Source organism: Pseudomonas sp. S2_E01 (assembly GCF_054668365.1).
Map to the genome: position 1 here is coordinate 5,468,647 of NZ_CP162762.1, position 25,553 is coordinate 5,494,199.

18 protein-coding genes are annotated in these 25,553 nt (G+C 59.2%); 4 read left to right on the plus strand and 14 right to left on the minus strand.

Translation table 11 applies throughout. From position 1 onward, the window contains the following. Window positions 1–1,122, plus strand: a complete 1,122-nt coding sequence (locus AB4O36_RS25205) for a methionine ABC transporter ATP-binding protein (RefSeq protein ID WP_460140538.1) — start codon at window positions 1–3, stop codon at window positions 1,120–1,122. Further along, a complete protein-coding gene (locus AB4O36_RS25210) occupies window positions 1,112–1,756 on the plus strand; it encodes a methionine ABC transporter permease (protein ID WP_460140539.1) in 645 nt (214 codons plus the stop codon). Before AB4O36_RS25205 ends, AB4O36_RS25210 begins: the two co-directional genes overlap by 11 nt. 15 nt (window positions 1,757–1,771) lie before the next feature. Here the strand turns inward: AB4O36_RS25210 and AB4O36_RS25215 are convergent, their stop codons facing one another. After that, window positions 1,772–4,528 carry an RHS repeat domain-containing protein gene (locus AB4O36_RS25215; protein WP_460140540.1) on the minus strand — a complete coding sequence of 919 codons (2,757 nt, stop codon included), beginning with the start codon at window positions 4,526–4,528 and terminating at the stop codon, window positions 1,772–1,774. A gap of 131 nt (window positions 4,529–4,659) precedes the next feature. Here AB4O36_RS25215 and AB4O36_RS25220 point away from each other — a divergent pair, with 131 nt between their 5' ends. Then, complete coding sequence (locus tag AB4O36_RS25220) at window positions 4,660–5,286, plus strand: class I SAM-dependent methyltransferase (protein WP_460140541.1); 627 nt, start codon at window positions 4,660–4,662, stop codon at window positions 5,284–5,286. 136 nt (window positions 5,287–5,422) lie between these two features. Here the strand turns inward: AB4O36_RS25220 and AB4O36_RS25225 are convergent, their stop codons facing one another. From AB4O36_RS25225 to AB4O36_RS25280, 12 genes are all read right to left on the minus strand, one after another. Further along, window positions 5,423–8,464, minus strand: coding sequence for an efflux RND transporter permease subunit (locus tag AB4O36_RS25225; protein ID WP_460140542.1), 3,042 nt, complete (start codon window positions 8,462–8,464; stop codon window positions 5,423–5,425). Next, on the minus strand, window positions 8,461–9,528 hold the full coding sequence (locus AB4O36_RS25230; RefSeq protein ID WP_460119136.1) for an efflux RND transporter periplasmic adaptor subunit: 1,068 nt from the start codon (window positions 9,526–9,528) through the stop codon (window positions 8,461–8,463). Before AB4O36_RS25230 ends, AB4O36_RS25225 begins: the two co-directional genes overlap by 4 nt. After that, window positions 9,525–10,628, minus strand: coding sequence for an efflux RND transporter periplasmic adaptor subunit (locus AB4O36_RS25235; RefSeq protein WP_460119138.1), 1,104 nt, complete (start codon window positions 10,626–10,628; stop codon window positions 9,525–9,527). The genes AB4O36_RS25230 and AB4O36_RS25235 overlap by 4 nt, the downstream gene beginning before the upstream one ends. A gap of 237 nt (window positions 10,629–10,865) precedes the next feature. Next, on the minus strand, window positions 10,866–11,747 hold the full coding sequence (locus tag AB4O36_RS25240; protein WP_460119140.1) for a transporter substrate-binding domain-containing protein: 882 nt from the start codon (window positions 11,745–11,747) through the stop codon (window positions 10,866–10,868). Next, window positions 11,744–12,520: an amino acid ABC transporter ATP-binding protein gene (locus tag AB4O36_RS25245; protein ID WP_460119142.1), complete on the minus strand. Its 777-nt coding sequence runs from the start codon at window positions 12,518–12,520 to the stop codon at window positions 11,744–11,746. The genes AB4O36_RS25240 and AB4O36_RS25245 overlap by 4 nt, the downstream gene beginning before the upstream one ends. Further along, window positions 12,517–13,176 (minus strand): amino acid ABC transporter permease, encoded by a 660-nt coding sequence (locus tag AB4O36_RS25250; RefSeq protein WP_460119144.1) that lies wholly within the window; start codon window positions 13,174–13,176, stop codon window positions 12,517–12,519. The genes AB4O36_RS25245 and AB4O36_RS25250 overlap by 4 nt, the downstream gene beginning before the upstream one ends. Then, window positions 13,157–13,822, minus strand: coding sequence for an amino acid ABC transporter permease (locus AB4O36_RS25255; protein ID WP_460119146.1), 666 nt, complete (start codon window positions 13,820–13,822; stop codon window positions 13,157–13,159). Before AB4O36_RS25255 ends, AB4O36_RS25250 begins: the two co-directional genes overlap by 20 nt. A 444-nt stretch (window positions 13,823–14,266) precedes the next feature. Beyond that, window positions 14,267–15,049 (minus strand): MetQ/NlpA family ABC transporter substrate-binding protein, encoded by a 783-nt coding sequence (locus AB4O36_RS25260; RefSeq protein ID WP_095192416.1) that lies wholly within the window; start codon window positions 15,047–15,049, stop codon window positions 14,267–14,269. Between the two features lie 170 nt (window positions 15,050–15,219). Next, on the minus strand, window positions 15,220–19,632 hold the full coding sequence (locus AB4O36_RS25265; RefSeq protein ID WP_460140543.1) for an RHS repeat domain-containing protein: 4,413 nt from the start codon (window positions 19,630–19,632) through the stop codon (window positions 15,220–15,222). A gap of 320 nt (window positions 19,633–19,952) precedes the next feature. Then, the gene (locus tag AB4O36_RS25270) at window positions 19,953–20,969 is read right to left on the minus strand and encodes a hypothetical protein (protein ID WP_460140544.1); all 1,017 of its coding nucleotides are present in this window, start codon (window positions 20,967–20,969) and stop codon (window positions 19,953–19,955) included. A gap of 163 nt (window positions 20,970–21,132) precedes the next feature. After that, window positions 21,133–22,059 (minus strand): sigma 54-interacting transcriptional regulator, encoded by a 927-nt coding sequence (locus tag AB4O36_RS25275; protein ID WP_460119152.1) that lies wholly within the window; start codon window positions 22,057–22,059, stop codon window positions 21,133–21,135. A gap of 59 nt (window positions 22,060–22,118) precedes the next feature. Beyond that, complete coding sequence (locus AB4O36_RS25280; RefSeq protein WP_414883324.1) at window positions 22,119–22,700, minus strand: alpha/beta hydrolase; 582 nt, start codon at window positions 22,698–22,700, stop codon at window positions 22,119–22,121. Between the two features lie 261 nt (window positions 22,701–22,961). Here AB4O36_RS25280 and AB4O36_RS25285 point away from each other — a divergent pair. After that, window positions 22,962–24,097 (plus strand): IS3 family transposase gene (locus AB4O36_RS25285; RefSeq protein ID WP_460140388.1). Its coding sequence is split into 2 segments (ribosomal slippage): window positions 22,962–23,211 and window positions 23,211–24,097, totalling 1,137 coding nucleotides; the frame shifts between segments, so codons are not numbered across the junction. 298 nt (window positions 24,098–24,395) lie between these two features. On the opposite strand, the gene AB4O36_RS25290 is transcribed toward AB4O36_RS25285, so the two are convergent. Continuing rightward, window positions 24,396–25,469 carry a fatty acid desaturase gene (locus AB4O36_RS25290; protein ID WP_460140545.1) on the minus strand — a complete coding sequence of 358 codons (1,074 nt, stop codon included), beginning with the start codon at window positions 25,467–25,469 and terminating at the stop codon, window positions 24,396–24,398. Between the last annotated feature and the right edge of the window lie 84 nt (window positions 25,470–25,553).

Here is a 25,553-nt window from a genome sequence, read left to right on the forward strand (position 1 = left end):
ATGAGTGCCGCGACGCCACTGCGACTGGAAACTCCAGCGCCCCATAAAGTTGAACAGACAGTCCTGCATCCGCAGCTCAATCACGCGCACGTACGCTTCATCGGCCTGGGCAAGACCTACAACGGCCAGCAAGGTCCAGTGGCCGCGTTGCACGGCATCGACCTGGCGATTCAGCGTGGTGAAGTGTTCGGCATCATCGGCCGCAGCGGCGCCGGCAAATCATCGCTGATCCGTACCATCAATCGACTGGAACAACCGAGCAGCGGCCGCGTGCTGATCGATCAGGTCGACATCGGCGAGTTCGATGAAGACCGCCTTGTGACGCTGCGCCGACGCATCGGCATGATTTTCCAGCACTTCAACCTGATGTCAGCCAAGACCGTGTGGCAGAACGTCGAGCTGCCGTTGAAGGTCGCCGGCGTACCGAAAGAAAAACGCGAGCAGAAAGTCCGTGAATTGCTGGAGCTGGTGGGCCTGCAAGCCAAGCACAAGGCTTACCCGGCGCAGCTCTCCGGCGGACAGAAACAGCGCGTCGGCATCGCCCGCGCCCTGGTGCACGACCCCGATATTCTGCTGTGCGATGAAGCCACTTCGGCACTGGACCCGGAGACCACGCAGTCGATCCTCGGCCTGTTGCGCGAGATCAACCGGCGCCTGGGCCTGACCATTGTGCTGATCACCCATGAGATGGCCGTGATCCGCGACATCTGCGACCGCGTTGTGGTGCTGGAGCACGGCCGCATTGTCGAGCAAGGGCCTGTGTGGGAAGTCTTCGGCAACCCGCAGCACGAGGTCAGCAAGACCTTGCTCGCCCCGTTGCAGCATGGCTTGCCGGCCGAGTTGCAAAGCCGCCTGCACGTGCAACCGCCCTCTTCTGAAGCTGCGGTGGTCCTGCGTCTGCAGCTCACGGGTAGCGCCACCGATGAACCGGACCTCGCCGCCCTGTTCGCCGCCCTCGGCGGACGGGTGCGCTTGCTCCAGGGCGGTGTCGAACACATTCAAGGGCATGCACTGGGGCAATTGGTGCTGGCGGTGTCCGGGTCAACGCTCGGGGCGGAATCGTTGCGCCAGCGTGCGCAAAACTGGGCACAACAGGTCGAGGTGCTGGGCTATGTGGTTTGATCGCTTGCTACAAGGTTTCATCGACACCTTCCTGATGGTCGGTGTGTCCTCATTGATCGCGCTGCTGGCGGGTATTCCCTTGGCGGTGATCCTGGTCACCAGCGGCCAGGGAGGCATCTACCAGGCCCCAGCGTTGAACCGTGCACTGGGCGCATTCGTGAATCTGTTCCGCTCCATTCCGTTCCTGATCCTGATGGTCGCGCTGATTCCGTTCACCCGCCTGATCGTCGGCACCACCTACGGCGTGTGGGCCGCCGTGGTGCCGCTGACCATCGCTGCTACGCCGTTCTTCGCGCGGATCGCCGAAGTCAGCCTGCGCGAAGTCGATCACGGTTTGATCGAAGCGGCACAGGCCATGGGCTGCCGTCGCTGGCACATCGTCTGGCATGTGCTCCTGCCCGAAGCGCTCCCCGGCATCGTCGGCGGCTTCACCATTACCCTGGTGACCATGATCAACTCCTCGGCCATGGCCGGAGCAATCGGGGCCGGAGGGTTGGGGGACATTGCGTATCGGTATGGGTATCAGCGTTTTGATAGCCAGATCATGTTGACGGTGATTGTGTTGCTGGTGGCGTTGGTGGCGGTGATTCAGTTGGGTGGGGATCGGTTGGCGCGGGGGTTGAATAAGCGGTGAGAGTGGGTGCCCCCTTCAACGCCTGGCAAACAACGACTTGAAGAAAGACTTCTTCGGTCTTTCCCGATGCGGTGGTGCGGCCGCCCAGTCCTGGGCAGGGCGGGGCGCCGGCTGCGCTGTGGCTGCTGGGGCTGCTGGGGCTGCCGGGGCATGACTGCGTGCCAAATCCTCGTTGTAGATTTGCTGGGCAGTCATCCCCGTCGCCTCCATCCTGAAGATGATGTTCATGCCCGCGCTTTCACCCCAGCGCTCTTTGGCTGCCTCCCAAACGCCCTGCTTTTTCAAATACGAGATCAAACCATTGAAGTCCTTTTTGTACATGTTAACCAGGCGCTCGTAGCTTTCGGGCGAGCCGATGGCGTTGATTCTGAGTGTCGAGTCAAACGCCGCGCCTTGAGGAATCGGAGCGTAACTCACAGCGTTCTGCGGCGGCCCGAGTTCTCGGATCAAGCCCTCGACATCGATCGTGGAGTCGGGTTTGTAATGCCCGGAATGGTTGTCGAATATGAATTTGCCCGCATCATGCTCGTCGACTTTCAATATCCCGGCGAACACCGGCAGCCCCATTTGCGGCTGCATGCCCAAATGCTGGAAGTACATGTTGGCAAACAGGCGGAGCTTTCCCTGCTGATCGCGAAACAAGGTAATGGCCTGGCCTGAGGACGACGGGTACCACTCGGAATTTTCGCCTTCGATCACGTTCATTCCCCGGCCATACACCGGGCCGGTACTCATGAACGCGCTTTGCTCCTGGTTCCAGGTCAACTCTTCGAACCATCCTGTGCCTATGGTCTTGTTCATCGGATTGACAATATCGGCGATGAAAATATCCACCGGAAACGACAGCGTGCCTTGCCAGTCGTAGAAGTTGATCGGATTGTTCCGCACCATCGCATAAAGATTGGGCCCGTCCACCTGCCCGGCCGGGTCTGGGCTGATCCAGCGCTGGAGCCAAGGCGCCAGATAACGATGCCCGTAGTGGTACAACCCGGTGGCATCACGCTCCCGACACGAATAGCGCAGGTTCTTGTACTTCGCCACCCATTCGGACTTGCCCGCCCAGCAAGCGGTACCACCGAAGGGATAGTAGTGCTCCTGCGTCAGCACATCCGCGTCCTGGTCCAGTTCGAGCGTGCAGGAGCCCAGATGATCGCCTAGGCTGTAACGCAGTTGATCGGCATACACACCTTGCGGCCAATGCAGTGCTCGAACGCTACTGCGCCCCGCTTCGATCGAAATCACGTGGTGCTCTTCACCATCAGCCTGACGGCGTATCTCAAGGTTGGGCAGGTAGCGGACTTCTACTTGCAACGCGCGGCGACTGTTGTGGCTCACGCTTACCTTACGCACCCGGTGACCCGGACGATCATAGGCGTATCGCTCATCATCGCCGGGGTCATCGTGGCGGCTGACCAAGGTCACCCGGCTCAATTGATTGCGTGTGTCCCAGGTCATGACTTGTCCGCGCTGTAATGCCAGCTGGTTGCCAGCGGCGTCGAAACCCGCGTCAATATCGGGCTCGCCGGGCAGCGATCCGTCCTCACGTTGGGGCAAGCTTCGGTTGCTGTGAGCCGACGTGAACATCGTCAAACCGGGGGCGTTGCTGTGATGGCGGTTGATCAGGTTACCGGCCTTGTCGTAGTCGAAACCCTGGGTGTAGTTGCGCCGTTGGTTGGGGGCCAGCGGGATGGGGAGTAAGGCGGGTAATGCAGGGCCGTGGCTCGGAGTAACGACTTCCCAACCTGAAGCTTCGATCAGTTGGTACAGGCTGTCATAACGGTAACGGATGATCGGTTCGACGCGCTGGTTGTTGAACCAGGTTACCGATTGGGCCTTGTCTTCCAACTCGGTGATGTTGCCCGCCGGATCGTAGGTGTAGTTCAGATCTTGCAACGGCGCCTGTGTGCCCACCGATGCAACGGAGTTCAGCAAGCGACCATCATCGTCGCCGTAGAAGAATAGCGTACGTACGCCGTTGCCAGCGGTCTCGCACTCGACCTGATCTAGGGCGTTGTAATGAATATGTCTGACCAGGCACTGCGGCGGTTTCCCTGTCACCACCAACCAGCTTTCGCGCCGGCTGCCCGCCACGTCGTAAACGAAGCTTCGGACGTTACCCATGGCATCGGTCTGATGTTCAACATCTCCCGTGGGAAGAAAAGCGTGACGTGTCACATAGGACTGCTGTTCCAGCCGTTGCTCTCGCTCTTCGAGATCAAGGGGCCAGTCGGGCGTTTCCAATTCGTTGAGAAAGCGCCGACTTTCAACCAACGCAGTACCGAGCAATCCATACTCATCAATGATGCCGGAGCCCGCCGGATCATCATGACGAATCAACCGACCGCATTGATTTCGCGTGGCCGCCCCATCACCGTAACTGAACCGATCCACGACCCGCATCTGTTCAATGACCGTCAGCGGACGCTGCTGGTCGTCGTACTCGAATCGCGTCTGGTTGCCTCGGCCGTCCCAAACCGAGTGCAGTGTACCTGCGTGATTCATCAGTTTCAGTTGCCAACCTGCATCCACACTCTCCGTCAGCACAGGCTGGCCGCTCAGTCCAAACACTGTCGCCTGATTGGCTTTCGTTGAAGTGCCGAAAAGTCGTGGATCCCAGGTTGCAACCGTGCGGCCCACTTCATCGAAAACCTGACGGGTGACGCGCGATTCAATGTCCTCCCCGTCAGCCAGGCGACAATAACCGACGCTGCGGATCGGTCGCGAACGCGGGTCCACAACGGTCAACGTCGGTGTGTCGCGGTGAGCATTCACGGCCTGACAGTCCCTCGCCCCAATCGGCACAGACTGAGACATCGAGCGGCGAACCGATACTGTTAGAAGTAACAGGGGCGACCAGTGGCATAGCGTATATTGGGTCAAATCCCATTGCCGTGCAGCCGACCATGAAACAGTCTCCTACCGACCTCGAACAAATCACCGCCACCACGCTGGGTCATTACAACTCAGTGGCCGAAGGCTTTCGTGAGGGGACACGCGATCATGATGTGAGCCAGAACATCGACGCGCTGTTGCGCCATGTCCAGGGCGCGGCGCCGTTCGACATTCTGGATTTTGGCTGCGGCCCGGGGCGGGACCTGCAAGCCTTCACTCGCCTGGGCCACCGCGCCGTAGGCCTGGATGGTTCGGACAAGTTTGCGCAGATGGCGCGCGAGGACAGTGGTTGCGAGGTGTGGCAGCAGGACTTCCTCAAGCTCGACCTGCCAGCCGAACGCTTCGACGGCATTTTTGCCAATGCGGTGCTGTTTCACATTCCCCGTCAGGAGCTGCCTCGCGTTTTGAAGCAATTGCACGGCACCTTGAAGCCGGGCGGAGTGTTGTTCAGCTCCAATCCGCGTGGCGAGAATCAGGAAGGCTGGAACGGCTCGCGGTATGGGGCCTATCACGATCTGGCGGCGTGGCAGGGGTTGCTCACCGAGGCGGGGTTTGTGGAGTTGGAGCATTACTACCGGCCAACGGGGTTGCCGCGCGAGCAGCAGCCTTGGTTGGCGAGTGTCTGGCGCAAGGTGTAGGGCTTTGATTCTGCAGTGTGAGAACTGACGCCTTCGCGGGCAAGCCCGCTCCCACAGGAGAGCGAGTTCTACTGAACAACTCGGTCCACTGTGGGAGCGGGCTTGCTCGCGATAGAGCGCGAAGCGCTCTGCTTCTCTACTTTGGCTCTCGAATTTTGTACCAAGCCACATAAAGCGCTGGCAAAAACAGTAGTGTCAGCAACGTCGCAATGATGATCCCGCCAATCATCGCGTAAGCCATCGGGCCCCAGAACACTTCCCGGGCAATCGGGATCATCCCCAAACTCGCCGCTGCCGCCGTCAACAAGATCGGTCGGCGCCGGTGCTCCGTGGCTTGCACCACCGCATCCCAGGGCGTGGAGCCAGCCTTTTCGTAGGCATCGATCTGCGTCACCAGAATCACCGAGTTGCGGATGATGATGCCGATCAGCGCCAGGATCCCGAGAATCGCCACGAAGCCCATCGGCGTGCCAGTGGGAATGAGCGCCAGCACCACGCCAATGAGCCCGAGCGGCGCGACGCTGGCGACCAGGAACACTTTCTGTCCGCTGTGCAACTGGATCATCAGGAATGTGGCCATCAGGAACAGCATCAGCGGCACGACCTTGGCAATCGGGCCCTGGGCCTTGGCGCTCTCCTCCACCGTACCGCCGGTGGCGACTTTGTAACCCACCGGGAGTGAGGCCGCGAACTGATCGATGGTCGGTTTCAGTTGTGTCACCAGGTCGGTCGGTTGAATCTCGTCGCGCACCGCCGCCTTGATGGTGATCGTCGGCTTGCGGTCGCGTCGCCAGACCAGCGGCTGCTCCAGTTCATAGCGCAGGGTGGCAAAGGCCAGCAACGGAATCGAAGTGCCGCTGGGCGTGACGATCTGCAGGTTCTGCAAGGTCTCCGGTGTGCCACGCTCTTCGTCAACCGCGCGGCCCACGACATTGATCAGGTAGATGTCGTCATCGACCTGCGTCACCTGCGCCCCGGCGACAATGCTGTTCATCAGGTTGGCCACCTGTTCCGATGACAATCCCAACTGCCGCACCTTGTCCTGGGCGATGTCGATGCGCAGGACTTTGCCCGGCTCGTTCCAGTCATAAATGATCTCGCCAATGTGGGAGTTTTTGTCCAACTCCGTGGCCAGGGCGATGGCGTGTTTGCGCACCTGGTCGATGTCCTTGCCACTGACCCGGTATTGAATCGGCCGACCGACCGGCGGGCCCATTTCCAAAGCCTGGACATAACTGCCGATACCCACAAAATCCTTGCGCAAGCGCTCACGCAAACGCTGGCTAAGGGCCTCACGCGATTCCAGGCCCTTGCTGACGATGACCAGTTGCGCGTAATACGGGTTTTGCAATTGCTGGTCCAGCGGCAGGTAGAAACGAATCGCCCCTTCGCCGATGTAGGTGCTCCAGCGCTCGATGTCCGGGTCGTCCTTGAACGTCGCCTCGAGTTTGTCCACCGCCTTGCGGGTTTCGGCAATCGAAGCGTTTTGTGGCAGGTTCAGGTCGACAAGAATTTCCGGGCGGTCCGAGGACGGGAAGAACTGGTTCTGCACGAACTTCATGCAATAGACCGATGCCAGGAACAGGGCGAGGGTGATCCCGATCGCCCACCAGCGATTGCGCATCGACCAGAGCATGCCGTAATTGAAGGCCCGACCCACGCGGCCGGGCTCGGCATTGTGCGGTTTGACCTTGGCGCTGAGGATGTGCACGCCGATCACCGGCGCGAACAATACGGCAACGATCCACGACACCAGCATCGCCACAGCGATGACCGCGAACAGCGTGAAGGTGTACTCGCCCGCCGAACTGGCGTTGAGCCCGATGGGCACGAAACCGGCGACCGTCACCAGCGTACCGGTGAGCATCGGGAAAGCTGTAGAGGTGTAGGCGAACGTGGCGGCCTGCTCCTTGGTCTCACCCATCTCCAGGCGCGTGACCATCATTTCCACCGTGATCATCGCGTCGTCCACCAGAAGGCCCAGGGCGATGATCAACGCGCCGAGGGAAATCCGCTGCATGGTGATGCCGCTGTATTCCATGAACACAAAGACCATGGCCAGCACCAGCGGAATCGAGCAAGCCACCACCAGGCCGGCGCGTACGCCCAGGCTGACGAAGCTGACCAGCATCACGATCACCACCGCTTCGAACAACGCGCTGGTGAAACCGCCGACCGCCTTCTCGACCACCGCCGCCTGGTCGGAGACGTTGTGCACGCCGACGCCCACCGGCAGGTCGGCGGTCAGCTCGGTCATGCGCTGGTGCAGCGCCTTGCCGAATTCCTGGATGTTGCCGCCCTTCTTCATGGCGATGGCCAGGCCGATGGCCTGATGACCGTCGTAGCGAAACTCCGGGTTCGCCGGGTCAACGTAACCACGGCTGATGTCGGCAATGTCCGCCAGGCGATAGAAGCGATCATTGAGCCGCAGGTTGACGTTGGCCAGGTCTTTTTCCGAGGCGAACTGCCCGGTGGTGCGCACCGAGATCCGCTCCGGCCCGGCTTCGATCACCCCTGCCGGGGTCACGGCGTTTTGCGATTGCAGGCTCGACACCACCTGCCGCTCATCAATGCCCAGCGCCGCCAGTTTGCGCGTGGAGAAGTTGAGGTACAGCACCTCATCCTGCTCACCGATCATCTCGATCTTGCCCAACCCCGGCACGTCACGGATCTCGGCACGGACCTGCTCGACGTAATCTCGTAGTTGGCGCAGGGACAGACCGTCGGCGGTAAAGGCATACACCGAACCGAATACATCACCGAACTCGTCGTTGAACGCAGGACCTTGCAAGCCCTGGGGGAACTGGCCACGGATGTCGTTGATCTTCTTGCGCACCTGGTACCAGATTTCCGGGATGTCCTTGGCGCTGGTGGTGTCACGCAGGAACACGAACACTGTCGACTCACCGGGTCGGGTGTAGCTTTTCACATAGTCGAGGGAGTCCAGTTCCTCGAGTTTTTTCTCGATGCGGTCAGTGACCTGCTTGAGGGTTTCTTCCTGCGTCGCCCCCGGCCAGCGGCTCTGGATGACCATAGTCTTGATGGTGAAAGAAGGGTCCTCTTCGCGCCCCAGGTTCATGTAGGAGAACACCCCCATGAGCAGCGCAACCAGCATCAGGTACCAGATGAACGACTGATGTTTGAGCGCCCATTCGGATAAGTTGAAACTCCCTTTCATCGTGGGCTGTCCTCATCGAGTTTCACTTTTTGCCCAGGCTTCAGGCTGTTAACACCGGCACTCACCACCCGATCGCCGGACTTCACACCGCTGGCCAGGACCATCGTTGAATCGGTACGACTGACCACGTTCACATCACGGGGCGAAACCGTCGCGTTCTGCTGATCGATGACCCAGATCCGGGTTTTGCCGTCGACTTCCTGCAAGGCCGTCAGGGGCAGCTCAATGCGCGGCGCGATCGCCGAGCTGAGGGTGACGCTGATGGCGGTGCCCAGGCGAAAAGCGGGCGGTGTCTCAGCGAGGGTCAGGCGTGCGCGACGGGTACGGGTGGCGCTCTCGGCCTGGGGTTCGATTTCACGCACAGTGGCGGTGGTGCTGATACTCGGGTCGAGCTCTACTGCCACCTTGAACACCACATCAGCCGGCAACTGCTCGACCAGCGTGTCCGGCAGGTCGATCACCGCCTCCTTGATGTCCGGTTGCGCCAGGGTCACCACTTGCTGGCCGGCTGTCACCACTTGCCCGGCTTCGGCATTCCACGCGGTGACGACCGCCTTGTGATCGGTGCGCAGTTCGACATAACCCAGCGCATCCTTGGCCTGATCGACCGCTGACTTCGCCTGATCATGAGCGGCCTGGGTGGTCTTAAGATTGGTTTGCGCCTCGTCCAGCTGGGCCTGGGCACCAACGCCGCGATCGAACAACTCCTGCTGGCGTCGAGCATCGGCCTGGGCGTTGATCAATTGCGCCTGGACCTGCGCCAGATCACCCTGCGCGGCGCGCAACTGGTTTTGCTGATCGGAGGGATCGAGCGTGGCGAGCAAGGTGCCCTTCTCCACTTCCGTGCCGACGTCGACGTTGCGACTGGCAATGCGCCCAGCTATACGAAAACCGACATTGGTCTCAAAGCGAGCCTGGATGTTGCCCGCAAAGCGCCCGAGGGTTTGCTCGTCCAGCGCCTGCACCTCAACCGACAACACCGGGCGTACCGGCTCGGGCGGCGGCTCCTTGTCCGAGCAGGCTGCCAGCATCAGCGCAACGGCAACCAGTAACATCCGCGTCATGGCTGGGCTCCTTCGGCCAGGTCCTTGTAGGTGTTCTCGGCGATCTCGACCTTGACGCCCGGGTGCAACAGTTGGCCGCCAGCGATGATGACCTTTTCGCCTTCTTTGAGGCCGTCACTGATGATGACTTTGCCCGTCAGGTAACGACCGACGGTGACTGTTTGCAATTGCGCAGCGCCCTGCTCGTCCACTCGCCACACGGCCGGCTCGCTGAGATTCTTGGTGAGTGCCGACCACGGCAGCTCGACCGAGGACTTGCCAGGAATCCTGGCGGTCGCACTGACCACCGAGCCGAGCTGCATGCCATCCGGCAGACTGTCGAGGGTAACCTTGACCTGGACCGTCCCGGTCTGCGCAGAGACCGCGGGGGTGATTTCACGCACCGTGCCGGTGGTCTTGATCGCCGGGTTGTCGAGCAGGCTGACCACGATGGTTTTGTCGTCCGGCTCCTGCGCCAGCAGCGACTCGTAGATGTTGAATACGGCATCGCGGCCTCCATCGCGCGCCAGACTGAAAATCGGCACCGTTGCCTGCACCACCTGGCCGACCTCGGCCTGGCGCGCAGTGATGATCCCCGGCGCATCAGCAATCAGCGCGGTGTAACTGAGTTGGTCACGGGCATTGGCCAGTTGCGCCTGGGCGGCGCTCAGCGCACTTTGGCTGCTGCGCAACGCGGCCTGCGCCGAGTCATACTCGCTCTGGCTGGTATAGCCCTTGGGCAGCAATTTTTGTTGACGAACGAAGGCGGCGGCGGACTGGGTCACCCGCGCCTGTTCGGCGACCACCTGGGCCTGGGCGGAATCGACGTTGTTCTGCAGGTCTTTCGGGTCGAGTCTGGCCAGCACCTGCTTGGCCGAAATCCGATCACCGACATCCACCGATCGCTGGATGATCTTGCCGCCGACCCGGAACGACAGGTCAGTCTGGACCCGTGCCTGCACATCACCGGTGAGGGTCACAGTCGCGGCGTATTCGGCCGGTTTGACCACTTGTACGAATACCCGCGGGCGGTCCTTCTCGACCTGGGGTTTTTCACCGCAGGCGCTCAACAGGACCAGCAGGCCAAGCCCCACCACACACTTCCAACCCGGACCAGCCATGCAGACTCCTTTTGCCTTGGACAAACGTGCCAATGGCGTTACGACTCTGAGCTTAGAACAGGGTTCAAAAGGTGCCTGGCTGGTTAAACATATTGCGCTGCCGTTCCCCTGTAGGAGCGAGCTTGCTCGCGATGGACGTCAACGATAACGCGGGTTGCCTGATATCCCGCGGTGTCTGTGCCACCATCGCGAGCATGCTCGCTCCTACAGGGGACGGGGGCGATCAATGAAAACTGATCACCCCTGCCACTTGCCGCCTTCGACAATCACGCTCTCAGGCTTGGTGTCATCGCTCAGCTCCTTGCGCACGTACTGGTCGTAGAGCTTGAGCAGGTACTTCTCTTCACCCAGCTTGGCCAATTCGGCGTTGACCCAGTCGCGCAGTTCTATGTTGCCCTTCTTCACCGCCGGGGCGATTGGCGCTTCGGCGCCCAGGGTCTGCGGCAGCACGCGGTAGCCCGGGTTCTGCTTGGCCCAACTGAACAGCACCAGGTTGTCCTGGGCATAGGCGTCTCCACGACCATTGGCCAAGGCTTGCAGGGACTCGGAATTTTTCTCGAACTTGAGCAGTTTCCAGTCCGGGTGGTTCTTGGTCAGCCAGATGTCCGCTGTGGTGCCGGTGGTGACGATGGTGGTGCGACTCGCCAAGTCATCCAGGGTTTTCACTTCGCTGGTTTGTGGCACCAGCGCCTGGACCGCGACTTTCAGGTTCGGGTTGGTGAAGTCCACCGCTTCCTTGCGCTCCGGGGTCACGGTCATGTTGGCCAGGATCAAATCGACCTTGTCACTCTGCAGGAATGGAATGCGGCTAGCCGGCTCGACCGCAACGAACTCGACCTTGTTTTCATCGCCCAGCAAATCCTTGGCGAATTGGCGGCCAATGTCGGTATCAAAACCCACATAACGCCCCGACTCGTTGACGAATCCAAACGGCGGCTTGTCAGTGAAGACGCCGACGATCAGCTTGTCCCGCGCCTTGATCTTGTCCAGGTAACCGGCCGGTGCGGCGCTTTCGCTGGCCACTTTCGGCTTGGCAGGTTCTTCGGTCTTATTGCAGCCGGCCAACAACGCAAGGCCGAGCAGCGGGAGTAACAACAGTGAAGACTTGGCAGTTTTCATGGCAGTTCCTTTGTTTGAGTCGTTTTCGGTAGGGCGGCGACGTAGGAGAACTTCTCCAGGAACTGCTGCGCTCGTGCGGTTTGCGGGTTCGTAAAGAAAGTCTCGGGAGGGTTCTGTTCAAGGATTCGCCCGGCATCCATGAACACGATTCGGTCGGCCACGGCGCGGGCGAAGGCCATTTCGTGGGTGACGATCAGCAGCGTCATACCTTCTCGGGCCAGGCCCTGGATGACTTCCAGCACTTCCTTGACCATTTCCGGGTCGAGCGCGGCGGTGACTTCATCGAACAACATGACCTTGGGGTTCATGCACAGCGAGCGGACAATGGCAATTCGTTGCTGCTGGCCGCCGGAGAGCTGACGGGGAAAGACGTCGCGCTTGTCCAGCAAACCGACGCGAGCCAACAAGGCCTCGGCTTGAGACCGCGCCTCACGGCGCTCGCGTTTTTGCACCTTGACCGGACCGAGCAGCAGGTTGTCGAGTACGCTCATGTGCGGGAACAGGTGATAACTCTGGAACACCATGCCGATCTGCTGCCGCACCTCGCGCCAGTCGGTGCGTGGGGCCAGCAGCTCGCGACCGGCAAACCTGAGGCTGCCGCCGTGGGCGGTCTCCAGGCCGTTGAGGCAACGCAGCAAGGTGCTTTTGCCGCAACCGCTGGGGCCGAGGATGACGATCACTTCGCCAGGCTTGACCTGCAGATCGATGCCCTCGAGCACCTGCTGCTCGCCGAAAAACTTGTTGAAGCCCTTGAACTCGATCAGTGCGCTCATGCTTGCGTCCAGCGTCGCTCCAGCACACGCGATGCGGCTGACAGCGGGTAGCAGATGAAAAAGAAAAACAGGAACAGCGCGCCATAGATCAGCACCGATTCGTAGGTGCGTTCGATGATCTGCTGGCCGACCTTGATCACGTCCACCACACCGATCAGCACCGCCAGCGAACTGGTCTTGATGATTCGCGTATAGACGTTGATGGTCGGTGGCGTCATGCGTTTCAGCGCCTGGGGCAACAACACGTAGCCGTAGAGCTGCGCGCCATCCAGGCCGATCGACAACCCCGCTTCACGCTGCCCACGCGGCAACGACTGCAAAGCACCGCGCACCACCTCGCCGACCTCGCTGGCGCCCCACAACGACAGGACCAGCACCGCACACCAAAAACTCGCAATGCTCAGGCCGAAGAAAATGGGCAGCCCAAAGAACAACAGGTACAACCAGACCAGCACCGGAATCGCTCTGAACAGCTCCAGGTACACCCGCAAAATCGCGTTCAGCCATCTCGAGTTGAGCGTGCGCAGGACACCGTAGAAAATGCCGCCCACGGTGCTGATGGCAATGCTCAGGAAGGAGATCGACAGGGTTTGCGCAGCGCCCTTGCCCAGTTGCGGCAACGATACCCACAACAACTCAAGACCCGAACTGGCCATGCTGGAGCCTCCTTTCGAGACGGCTGAGCAACAGCGACAACGGCAAAAACAACAGCACGCAAATCAGCGTCAGCACGGCGAGCATTTCGTAGGTTTTGTAGTAGAGCGCGATGTAGCTTTTGGTGGTGTAGAGAATCTCCGGCACCGCCACGGCCGAGACCACGGTGGTTTCCTTGAGCAGGAAAATGAAATTGGCGAACAACGATGGCAGGCTGAGGATGCCGGCTTGCGGCAGGATCACGTAGCGCAGCAACTGGCCGTGGGACAACCCAATGGAGCGTCCGGATTCCAATTGCGCCGCTGGCACCGCTTCCACCCCGGCACGCAGCACTTCGGTGAGGTAGGCACCGCCCAGGAATGTCATGGTGATGATCGCGGCGGTAAAGCCAGAGACCTTGATTCCCAGCGCCGGCAGCGCGAAGTACACGAAAAAAAGCTGGATCAACAAAGGTGTGTTGCGCGCCAGCTCCACGTAAATCCCCACCAGGCGCCGCAGGTAAGGCGTGCGGAACACCAGGATCGTTGCGTTGAGCACGGCCACCAGCAACGATGTGCCGATGGCGATAAAGCCGACCTGCAAGGTCACGCCCACGGCGGTGAGAAACGCCGGCAGGGTGCTGAGGATGAAGGCGTAATCGAAGTTCATGAAACATCCTGGACGCCGCTCGGTAAGCGACGGTGGTGCAGTCCATGGGCAGTGGATGACTGCCCGGCAAGCACCGACTTTATAGGTATAAGAAATTAATTTTAAATACCGTTAAAGCATATCGATATCACGCAAAAACCTATCCTGCGAATTTGCTGGAATGCCGGATCACGACTACTTTTCCAAGCGCTGCGGGAGGGATTGTTCACTTCGGCCCTCCAAGGACGCACAGCGTTGGCCAGCCCCTGGCCTCACATCACAAGGAAGAACAATATGGCTGACGTAAGAACACCGAAACGCCTGGACCCGCAGGACATTCTGAAACTGCTGGTGGCGTTGCGCAGGGCATTGAAGGCCGGGGTGGCCTGAGGCGGGAACGAGCACGCCGACGCTGTGCAAGCCGTCGGCGTTTTAAACCCTGAAGGGGTTCGATGTTGCGTTGAATCAGAACGCCGGCAGTACTGCGCCGCTGTACTTCTTCTCGATGAACGCTTTCACTTCCGGGCTGGTCAATGCCTTGGCCAGTTTCTGGATGGCGACGCTGTCCTTGTTGTCCGGACGGGCCACCAGGAAGTTCACGTAAGGCGAATCGGCACCCTCGATCACCAGCGCGTCTTTTGCCGGGTTCAAACCAGCTTCCAGTGCGTAGTTGGTGTTGATCATGTCCAGGTCAACCTGGTCCAGAACACGTGGCAGCATGGCCGATTCCAGTTCCTTGAACTTGAAGTTGTGCGGGTTCTTGGCGATGTCTTTCGGAGTGGCCAGGGCGTTTTTCGGGTCTTTCAACTCGATCAGGCCAGCCTTCTGCAGAAGGATCAGGGCACGGCCGCTGTTGCTGCCTTCATTCGGGATCGCAATGGTCGCGCCGTCTTTGAGTTCAGCCAGGGTTTTGACTTTCTTCGAGTAACCACCGAACGGTTCAACGTGAACGCCGATCACGGTTTCCAGGTGTGTGCCTTTACCTTCGTTGAAGCTCTTGAGGTATGGCAGAGTCTGGAAGTAGTTGGCGTCAAGGCGCTTCTGATCAACCTGTACGTTGGGCTGAACGTAGTCGGTGAACACTTTGATTTCCAGGTCCACGCCTTCTTTGGCGAGGGTTGGCTTGATCAACTCGAGAATCTCGGCGTGCGGGATCGGGGTGGCCGCCACCACCAGTTTCTCGCCAGCCTGGGCCAGGCCCGTGGTCAGGGCAGCCGCCAATGCGGTGAACAACAGAACCTTTTTCATGCAGTGTCCTTATCGAAAATCACGGTCGTCATCGACGACGGCTTTAGTACGTGTGCCAGTGATGTGCTATCGCTGGCGTGGAGCGGACAATACCGGGATTTTATATTCCCGAACAATAACTTTTATTCACTCTTATATTCCATTTTGCTCACGTGCAAATTTGTGAGCGCTTACTCTGCGCGCAGACTGGAAATACGATCGCCAATCTCCTGGGCGAAACCTTCGAGGCCGTCAATGACATCTTGCCGAAGATCCTGAAGGCTGAACTCTTGCGACAGCGAGGGGATATTGTCCTCAAGAAACTGGTCGGCTTTGGCGGCGTATTTCTCAGAATAGGCAACGACGAACGCGCTCTTTGAAATGACGCTCACCGCGCTGGTGATGGGTTTAGCCGTCAGCAGATGATCGAGGCGACGCTGCAGTTTCGTCGTGTTTCTCAGCGCCGCGTTGGCCGTGGAAAGCGCGCCATACTGCCGTCGGCCCACCGCGACCCGTGCAGCGCCGCGTTGCGCCATCGCCACGCTTTCCAGGGACTCGACGCTTTTCTTCACCGCATAGCCAATGCCCTTGTTGCTAAACTTTGCAACCACGGAGGCGTTCAAGGCAAACAACCCAAACGCCAACGAGGAGTAGGTGAGAATCTCGGCGCCGAGGGTGTCCGGTGCCAACTCGTCGACAATGCTGGAGGAAATCGAAATCGCGCCGCTGACCGCTTCGATCGCCAGCCACGCAAAGGAGCTCGCGGAAATCGGCACCAGCGGCGCCGCGCCGCCCAGGGTGACGATCGTCAATGCAACCGAGGCTACCGTCAGCGCCGCCGTGACACCGATTTTCACCCATCCCCACGCCGAGATATGCCCGGTCGGATCCTTGAGATTGACAGGGTCGCCCAGGCAATAGGCATAAGCATTGATGCCGCCGCCCTCGAAGGGACTCCAGCTGTCAGGGCTGCAAAATCGCATCAGGCGCGGGTTGTAGGGCCGGTAGCCCCTTCCGAGCAGATAACAGCCGGTGGATGGGTCCAGCCGCTCACCCTGGAATCCTGGCAGACTGCCCAGCCCGCTCGAGGCAGGACGATCACCGAAGGGGGTGTGGGACAAAAAGGGCTCGTCCGCAGATCCCACGCGCCCGAGTGATGTGCCCTGCCCGTCCGTCATGAACAAGACGACCTCGTCACCTTGTCGCTCGGCCAATACCATCCCGCCATTTTCCAGCAGACTGCGCCGCTGCCCGCCCTCGACTTCGCTGCACAATGCCCGCTCGTTGTAGAAGAACCTGAGCAACGAGCCAGCGTCGGAGGCCACCGCATGTAACTGATCTTCGGCATCGAACTGATAGTGCGAGCCGTCGCCGAGGCCCATCACATACTCGAGCCGACTCAAGGCGTCGTATTTAAATGTGCGTCCTTGATCATCATTGAGCAAATTGCCATTGGTGTCGTATTCAAATGTCACGTTCCGAGGTTGATAGTCCGGATGGCTGTGGGTCAACGCGCTCATCTGGGTTTTGTCAGGGCGATCGTAGGAAAACGTGCACAGGTTTTCCTCTCCTTCGAAACCGGTCAGCACCGTCGACAGGTTATCCAGGTAGTCATAGGTGAAGACTTGAAACGCGATGCGCTTGCCCCAGGCGTCGGTCGGGGCGTTCGTACCTTGGCAGTCATAACGCGTCAATCGTCCGCGCAGGTCGTAGGCGAAGGTTTCGCTGCGAGTGGCTGCACCACAGGTCAGCGAGCGCTGTTGCAGCTTATCGTCGGCACCAAACGTCTGGAGGATTTCCAGCCGGGCGCCGGACCCGAACTCAGAGATACGCCTGATCTCGCGCCCAAACGGGTCGTGGGTCAGCGTCGTCTTCACGGAGCGTTGCGAAGCGGTATCCTCGAGCGCCAGTGTCAGAACCTGCCCTTGCGGGTCATAGGTGTACTTCGCCACTACCGAGCCCTGCTGAATGAGCACAGGTCGCGCTGCGGCATCATAGGTGTAAGTCGTGGTCACATTGTTGACATCCGTAAATCGGGTCGGCAGGCCCTTCAACGAACGGTTGATGGCGTTGCTGAAACGGCTGTCGCTTGAACGCCAGGTTTCGGATTTCATCTGACCGGAAGGCGCGTATTCAACCCGTCGCTGAATGACCGGACTGGCGGCTTCGACGATCTGCGCGGTCAAGGGATCAAAGCGGAACCTCGCAGACTGCGCATGCGCACCTTCGCGCGCGGTGACGGCTCCATTGAGCAGGGGATCGAGGGTAAAGGTGAAACGGTCGCCGGCTGCCGTCACCTGTTCACAGGCTTGCAAATATCCCCCCTCGTAGCGCTTGGTTTGGCTTCTGCCGCCGACGGTTTCACGGGTGACACGAAACTGACCGTCATACGTGCGCGTGCCCAGCAGATAGTCGTTGGCCTTGATCGCGATCGGATGCTCGCCAGTACTCAAGGGGCTGTATTGCTTTTTTATCGAGGTGCCATCGGCCAGCACTGTTTCGATCACGCGACCGAACACGTCATACCTGAATCGCGTCTCGGCCCCTGCTTCGTTGGTTTGCCGCACGCATCGTCCCAAACCGTCGTAGGAAAAGGTTGCAACTACGCGGCTGACCTCGTCCGATCCCTGGGTCTGAAGACGCTCCTCCCGATCAGGCTTGCCGAACACGTTCAGGGTCGTGCGGGTCTTGCCGGCGCCATCGATCCAGCGAGTCCGCGTCATCGCCACCGGGTCGAACACATCGTGGGTAATGACCCCCTCGGGCGCTACGGTTTTGCAGACACGCCCCCATCCATCGTAGTGATAGCTAGTGGCTGAAGGAGTCGACTGTTCACCCGACCAATCGTGGCTGACTTCGCTTGTCAGCCGGCCTGCATGATCGTATTCGGCCTCATGGACCCGGCGCATCGGCTGGCTTGGGGCGTCGACATCCTGAAGCTCGACCTTGAGGGTGCGCCCCAACCCATCCACCCAGGTTTTGCTCGATACGCCCCTGACGCTGGTAACATCGATGCGCAGGCCCTGTTCGCCATCCGCGAGGTAAGCCGTGGTCCGCGACCCCTGCGAAGATTGATTGGAGGCCACCGTCTGCCGAATCACACGGCTTATGCGGTCGTATTGCCGGATGAGTTCATTCCCGCCTGCATCCCGAGCCCTGCATTCGAGCCCGGTGAGCCGGTCGTGCCAGACTTCACGCACGTGACGATGGCCTGACACCACCAACGTTTCGAGGGTCTTTACGTAGTCCCCTTCGATTGAATACGCCGACTCCAGCGCACGAGCCTCGGACTGTCCGACCAGCGAGCGCTGTTTGACACGTGCGAAAAATTCATGGCCCGTGTCATCGTGATATTCGAAACGCGTGTCCAGACGCGCCTGGGTCTGATCACCTTCGAACAGCTTTTCGCTTTGAGGCAGGAGGAAGCGATGGCCACCCCTGCGCAAAGACGGCAGATCAATGTAGGTAAAACGCACCCGAACGGTCTGCGCCGGGGCAAAGTCCGGCGATGGCGTTACCGCGCGTTCCTTGAGCGCCGAGATGAATCCCAGCGCGTTGGCGGGGCAGCCCTGGGCGCCCTCGGCCGGATAATAAAGGTAATCCTCACGCGCACCGCTGGGGTTGATCTTGACCAGCAGATTGCCGAATACGTCGTAGCTCGTGTGGGTGGTTTCGGTTCTGGGTGGGGTGTTGGCCGCGGAGTCGGAGTACGTGACGGCCGAGGTTTTTTGCATCTGGAAATTCGCCGGCTGATCAGCGAAAGCCAGGCCATCGACGTCGTGATAAGTCACGTTCGTTTGCTGTGCTTTCCGGCCTGCGATGTGCTTTTCCTCGATCATCAGGTGAAAGCGGTTGTAGGTTCTTTGCGTACGGCTTTCCTCGACCCCTTCACTTCCCTGCGTGTTCATCAGTCGCTCGGTACAGGTGTAGGTGTAGGGTCCGCCGTGACTCGCCAGAACATCGCCGTCTTGCGTCCAGCGCAGGCCGGACTGAAAGCCCAGGAAGTTGGCGGCCGAGTACTCGTAGGCGTGGGTGATGGGTGGACGCCCCGCGCCTGGAGCCAGCACTCGGCGCCTGACGGCCGGGATCGATTTGACCGGCGCGTCCAAGGGCAAGCGATGACCCTGCGGCTCGTACTCGATCCTTTCGAAGCTCCCGCCGGGGGATCTGACATCGGTCATGACCAGTAGGCCGTTGAGCAATTGGTAGTCGAACGACCAGCTCATCTCCGTGTCGGAGCCGTCATCCAGGTCTATCTGCCGGAGCCATCCATCGCGCACCCGGAAACTGAAACCGAGGCGTCTTTGCGCAATGTCCGGCCAAAGAATGATGCTGGCTGATTGATCTTCGCTTTCATAATCGAGCAGCACCGCGCGGTGCTGCTGATCACGAATCTCTTTCAACAGCCGGCGCCCCCGTACCAGCCCGTAGCTGAGGCTGATCGAGCGACCTTCATTGGAGTAGACATGCTCGGGTAGCCACTCGTCATAGGTGTCGTCCGGTCGCGAGAGCACCTCGATGGTCCCGTCCAGATGGCTGACCACCAGCTTGTCGCCATCAAGGGTGACCCGGGTATTTTCCAGCTTCTTGTCCTTGACGATCACCTGGCCGTTGTCGATGAAAAGGCGATAGGAAACGCCACTGGCCAGGGTGAGCCGATGGGTCTTCTGATCAAAGGAGCTCAGGCTCAGCGACCAGCCGCGCCCCCACCCCAGGTCCGTCGCACGGAAACTGTCGAACGACACCTGCAAGGGGAGGTGCGGGCCATTACCCTCATTCGCGGTCCAGCCCGCCAGTTTCAGACGGGTACTGTAAGACCCGGTGCGTACATCGACACCGGACTGGATATATTCAGAGAAATTGAAAGCACTCGATTCTAATTGCTGCCCTGCTGAACTCATCATCCTGTCCTTTTGATGGGTGATTAATTGATCTCGATGATCGACGGATCGGCCATATTCAACGTGATGTTGAGTACATGCTGATTGCCGAACATATCCCGAAGATAAGCCTTGGCCTGAAATGAATCGGACCGAATCTGACCGCGTCCGCCTTTTTTTGCAAAGTGCAACAGGAAAACCATTCTCCCAGACTCGTCATCACTCGCCGCAACGTGATCTGCAGTTTCCCAGGTGGCCCAAAGATCGCTGTCGGCCTTGCCGCCATTGAAATAGGGAACAACATAATACCCAAGGTAGTCATGATGGTTGCTGCGGGCTTGCAATTTGAAGGGCATGTTGCACTCGACAAACTTCAAATGACGTTGCTCGAGTATCAGGTCCAGTACATAACGGTCTACTTTGGCGACATTCTGCGTCGCTGGCAGGTAAACCGATGAACGACTCAATCTGTATTGTTCTTTGCGATAAGTTGCAGGTGGAACCGTATTAAGACTGATATGGCCGTATTCTGCAGTGTCTTGCGAATAAAATACTTTGCCATCCGAACGCGTAATGGCGGCCACCAGCTTGATAGGCTCCAAACTGTTGCTGCTGACAAAGAACTCCTTCAGCACCGTGTCCTTACCACGCGTATCGGGGCCCTGCAGATCGCCAGAGTAAGGAAAGGGTTGGAATCTTTCATTGCGCGCCAGCGAGCATTTCCAGGAAGCGCGCTCACCATCGTGGATGGTATCGATCGGCAGTGCCGTGTTCGTGTAAGCATCCACTAAGTGGATGCTCTCCACCTCCTCCCGGGAAAGCTTGACGACTTTGTAATCTGAACCGACAGCCTGTACGACAACGATAAGTTTCAATTGCTGACGGCCATTGGCGTAGAGACGGTTTCCTCCCCAGGCGGAAAATACGCCAAAGTGTTTTAGCTCTATCCAGTTCGGTGCCATCCCCGCATCGGCAAGTGCATATGACTCCAGGGCATGACCGGAACTTCGAACGTCGTCAATATCCGGAATGGTCGCCGCGTCATTATTAATGAAGTCCATTACAATCTTTTTCCTTAAACAATTTAGTCGTTTTGGATATCAAATATCCACAAGGAAAAAGAATACGACAGGGCCACCACCGATCACGCAGGAAAAATTGTTACGCCCGCATTACAACATTTTCCAAACACAACAATGGAATAGATGACGAACGATCGGCGCGTTAAATATTCAAACTACGAAGGTATTGAATTAACGCCTCACGATCGCAGGCGTCTCCCATTTTCAGGACTTGGGTGATCAAGTTCTGGATAACGGGCACAGACGGCGATGTCGTGGGCAGATTCAGATGCTCCGGAAGGATTTCGTCGCCGCTGCTGACCAACAGCGCAAAGTGGATCACGTTCTCCAACTCGCGAGTATTGCCGGGCCAGTTGTGGCGCTCCAGGACCCGCTGCGCGGACTCGCTGATCAGCGGCACGGGCAGGTCCAGACGCTGGCTGTAGATGCCCAGGAAGTACTCGGACAGCGACAGGATGTCGCCAACCCGCTCACGCAACGCCGGCAATTCGAGTTGGCCTTCGCTGAGGTAGTGGTAAAGCCGCTCGTGGAATTTTCCAGCCGCCACTGCCTGAGCCAGATCGATGCTGGTCGCCGCCACCAGGCGCACGTCCACCGGGCTGGGGTGGGTGGCGCCGACGCGGGTGACTTCGTGGTTTTCCAGCGCCGCGAGCAGCTTGGTCTGAATTGGCAGCGGCAGGTCGCCGATCTCGTCCAGGTAGAGCGTGCCGCCATTGGCCGACCCGAACCACCCGGCACGACTGCTCGCCGAGCCGTTATGACTGCCTGCCGCATAACCGAACAATTCAGCATCCGCGTAGGTCGGGCTGATCGCCCCGCAATTGACCGACACGAACAACCCGCCACGATCGCTGGCACGATGGATATGCCGGGCTAGCAATTCCTTGCCGCTACCGGTTTCGCCACGGATCAGTACCGAGACCTCGCGCGGTGCCAGTTGCTCCAGTTCTTCGCGTAGCTGGCGTGAGCGCGGATCGACGAACACCAGCGCCTTGGCGCGGATGCTCAGGGGGCTTTTTTCGGCGTCGGGGAAGGTCAGCAGCGGCTGGCCGAAGATTTCAAGACTCATGGCAGACTCCCGCCCCAAACCGCCGGGAGACGGGGGGGCGTTTTAAAAATATAAAGGGCTCAAGCGCGACGCAGCGCGTGATGTTCCATGCGGTTCTGCAGGCGGTACAGATAGGCAAACCCCTGCTCCCAACGCTGATGACCGGACTTCACGTTGATGTGCCCGGCACCTGAGAGGATTCCCGCCTCGGCACCCCAGTTGCGCGCCAGCTCCAAGGCCCGCGGCGCACTGACGGCGCTGTCGTTGTCGGAGCTGACGACCTGGCTGGGGAACGGCAAGAGATCGGTCGGAATCGGCGCAAAGTTGCGCAGCGCTGGCGCACACGCTGGACGCTCGACATCGGCCGGTGCAACCAGCAAGGCCCCGCGTACCTGACGCAAGAAATTCAGCGGCGCAGTGGCCGCCCAATGCGCGACCGTAATGCACCCCAGGCTATGGGCGATCAGGATCACCGGCGTACTGTCGGCAGCAATCGCCTCGGCGAGCGCCGCCACCCAGTCTTCACGACGCGGCGTCAGCCAGTCGGCCTGTTCCACCCGCGCGCTGTTCGGCAAGCTGTTTTGCCAATGGGACTGCCAATGATCTTCTGGCGATCCTTGCCAGCCCGGCACAATCAGGTAACGGATGGATTCGTTGCGCATGGGGAACTCTCCTGCTGCGTGTCTGTTGCTGACCGAGTATAGGGAGGAGAGTTATATTCGTTAAGGAATAAGAAGCTATTTATTAAGACCTATCGAATATAAGAAAGCCTCTGTAGGAGCGAGCTTGCTCGCGATAGCGGTGTATCAATCCTCGATGATGCTAGCTGACCCAGCGCCATCGCGAGCAAGCTGAACTGGCCTAATGATTTTGGACACTTCAATCGGGCGCTATGATAGCGCCCAAATCTGAGGTGTTTGGATATGCGTAAATCCTATTCGAGTGAGTTCAAGCTCAAGGCTGCCAGCATGGTGTTGGATGAAGGTCAGCCGGTTACCGAAGTCTGTGCCAGCCTGGATATCGGCCCCACAGCCCTGCGCCGTTGGGTTGATCAAGTGCAAAAAGAGCGCTTGGGCTCGACTCCGGTGGGGGCCAAGGCGATTACCGCTGATCAACGAGAAATCCAGAGACTCAAAGCTCTGCTCAGAGAGAAAGACCTGGATATCGAAATCCTAAAAAAGGCCAGTGCTCTCCTGCTTTTGGACGCCAAAGATCATTCACGCTGATCGATGAGCTGGGCGAGCAGTACGGCGTTAAAAAGTGTTGCCGGGCGTTTGGGGGCAACCGCAGTAGCTTTTACGCCTGGCGCCAGCGCCAAGGCAGAGCAAATCCTGAACGGGACAAGCTCAAAGCCGCGTTGGTCAGGCACCACAAGGCGTCCAGAGAGTCGGCCGGCGCACGTACTTTGTCCAAGGAGCTACAAGCCAAAGGGCATCGTATCGGGCGTTATATGGCTCGCAGTTTGATGCGCGAAGCTGGCATCGCTAGTCGTCAGCGCCGGCGCCATAAGTACAAGTCGCCGGGTGTGGAGGCCTTGGTGGCGCCGCACGTGCTCAAGCGAAAATTTGATGTGACGGCGGTTAATCAGGTGTGGTGTGGCGACGTGACATACATCAAGGTCGGCAAGCGGTGGATGTACTTCGCCGCCGTTTTGGATCTGTACGCTCGCAGGATCGTAGGGTGGTCGTTTTCGATGATTTCTGATGCCAACCTGACCTGCGAAGCGCTACGCATGGCGGTTGAGCTGCGCGGCCATCCCCAGGATGTGTTGTTTCATTCTGATCAAGGTTGCCAGTACACCAGCCATAAATTCCGAAATGCGCTTGTGAAACATCGGTTCAGGCAAAGTATGAGCCGTAAAGGCGAGTGCTGGGACAATGCCCCGATGGAGCGTTTCTTTGGTAGTTTGAAGTCCGAGTGGGTGCCTGAAACGGGCTACAAACTGGAGCATGAGGCCCGGGCAGATGTGCAGCGCTATGTCTCGCGCTACAACATCAGCAGGCCTCACAGCTATAACGACTACAGGTCGCCGGTCGTGAAGGAAAGATTGGCGGCGTGAACCGTAATCAGTGTCCAAGATTACTTGACCAGTTCAAGCTCGCTCCTACAGGGGTAGGGTTTGCGGGGGTTATCCAAGGAATAAAAAAGGGACCGCACCCTGCCAAGGAGACGGCCCCGGAAAACTCAAATCTGATGAGGTGATGATTGGCTGAAACGGATATCCGATAAAGGAATATTTAATTACCTGCTTAGGCCAATTACGCATATCAAGCTGAACCACCCGATAACCTCCAAACCTAACGCCCGTTTGGGTCAGATTGATGACGAGTGCTTCGTTGAGTTTCCGGGGTCATCGATCAGGCCTGGGCCGTGCGCACCTCCTCCATCGCCGTGTCCTCCTTGAGTGCAAAGCGGTTGGCCCGCGCAAAAGTGCCGTAATCATTGAACCGAACGCCCATTTCACGCATGACCTTGTGCGCCACCGGCACGGTCATCTGGCGGATGTAGAACGGCTCCTTCACCACAAAATGGTGAATGCCGTGGCTGCTGCCGAAGTTGAAGCAGAACGCCTGCATCGGCCACAGCCACCAGGGGTTGAGCACTTGGGTCTGTTGAATCACGTTGCCCGGTTCCACATCGCCGAAGTAGTGCATGTTCGAACTGATGAAATGCAGGCAAAAAGTGCGCAATACGTTCGGCCCGATGATCACCACCACCGCGATGTCGATCACCTGCATCACCGCCAGCGTGGTCGCCGACCACTCGACACTCGTGCCCAACACGGCGGCGACGCCATTGGCGGCATGGAAGCCCAGGAACACGTACCACGCTCCCCAATGCAGCAACGCCAGCGGCGCGTAGACCTTGAGCACGCGCTTGAAGATGCTGAATCTGTGCGCCCAGGTCCCGGCCCGCAGCAGGCGGATAAAGGCCGACATCATGTTGTCGCCGACCATCAGCAACCGGGCGATGCCCCAGGGTTCGCCATTGGTGATCGCCCGCTCTTCCATATCTGCTTCGGTGCCGGACAGCTTGTGGTGGTTGAGATGCAACTGCCGGCGAATCCACGGGTTGATCGTGCTTGGCCGCGCCAGCCACACCAAACCCATCATCAGGTTGTGCGGCACGCGCTGCTTGCGAAAGTACATGCTATGGATCAGGTCGTGTTCCAGTTCATGGGTCAGCGAAGCGAAAAATGCGTTGAGCAGCAGGCACACCCACCCTGCCATGTAGCCACCGAGATAGAGCGCTGCCGAGCCGATCATCCCCGCCAGCGCGAAGGCAAGGATGGCCGCGCCCAAGGCATCTTGATGGTTAAGAATCGGAAAACGCCTACGCAGCTCGACCCCCTTGGCCAACACCACTTCGCGAATGTGCGCCGAACGCTGCGCTGCATTGTGTCGCTGGGGACTTGCAGAAGTACCTTCCATGCTTCCATCCTCTGGTTATTGATGTTCGCATCCTGCCCTGTGAAGTCTCGACACGTGGTAGCCGTAGACGCCAACCTGTTGACC

Excerpts from the sequence above, each read along its gene's own strand:
- AB4O36_RS25205 (WP_460140538.1), top strand. The coding sequence starts at position 1 with ATGAGTGCCGCGACGCCACTGCGACTGGAAACTCCAGCGCCCCATAAA.
- AB4O36_RS25210 (WP_460140539.1), top strand. The coding sequence starts at position 1,112 with ATGTGGTTTGATCGCTTGCTACAAGGTTTCATCGACACCTTCCTGATG.
- AB4O36_RS25220 (WP_460140541.1), top strand. The coding sequence starts at position 4,660 with ATGAAACAGTCTCCTACCGACCTCGAACAAATCACCGCCACCACGCTG.
- AB4O36_RS25225 (WP_460140542.1), bottom strand. The coding sequence starts at position 8,464 with ATGAAAGGGAGTTTCAACTTATCCGAATGGGCGCTCAAACATCAGTCG.
- AB4O36_RS25230 (WP_460119136.1), bottom strand. The coding sequence starts at position 9,528 with ATGACGCGGATGTTACTGGTTGCCGTTGCGCTGATGCTGGCAGCCTGC.
- AB4O36_RS25235 (WP_460119138.1), bottom strand. The coding sequence starts at position 10,628 with ATGGCTGGTCCGGGTTGGAAGTGTGTGGTGGGGCTTGGCCTGCTGGTC.
- AB4O36_RS25240 (WP_460119140.1), bottom strand. The coding sequence starts at position 11,747 with ATGAAAACTGCCAAGTCTTCACTGTTGTTACTCCCGCTGCTCGGCCTT.
- AB4O36_RS25245 (WP_460119142.1), bottom strand. The coding sequence starts at position 12,520 with ATGAGCGCACTGATCGAGTTCAAGGGCTTCAACAAGTTTTTCGGCGAG.
- AB4O36_RS25250 (WP_460119144.1), bottom strand. The coding sequence starts at position 13,176 with ATGGCCAGTTCGGGTCTTGAGTTGTTGTGGGTATCGTTGCCGCAACTG.
- AB4O36_RS25255 (WP_460119146.1), bottom strand. The coding sequence starts at position 13,822 with ATGAACTTCGATTACGCCTTCATCCTCAGCACCCTGCCGGCGTTTCTC.
- AB4O36_RS25260 (WP_095192416.1), bottom strand. The coding sequence starts at position 15,049 with ATGAAAAAGGTTCTGTTGTTCACCGCATTGGCGGCTGCCCTGACCACG.
- AB4O36_RS25270 (WP_460140544.1), bottom strand. The coding sequence starts at position 20,969 with ATGGACTTCATTAATAATGACGCGGCGACCATTCCGGATATTGACGAC.
- AB4O36_RS25275 (WP_460119152.1), bottom strand. The coding sequence starts at position 22,059 with ATGAGTCTTGAAATCTTCGGCCAGCCGCTGCTGACCTTCCCCGACGCC.
- AB4O36_RS25280 (WP_414883324.1), bottom strand. The coding sequence starts at position 22,700 with ATGCGCAACGAATCCATCCGTTACCTGATTGTGCCGGGCTGGCAAGGA.
- AB4O36_RS25290 (WP_460140545.1), bottom strand. The coding sequence starts at position 25,469 with ATGGAAGGTACTTCTGCAAGTCCCCAGCGACACAATGCAGCGCAGCGT.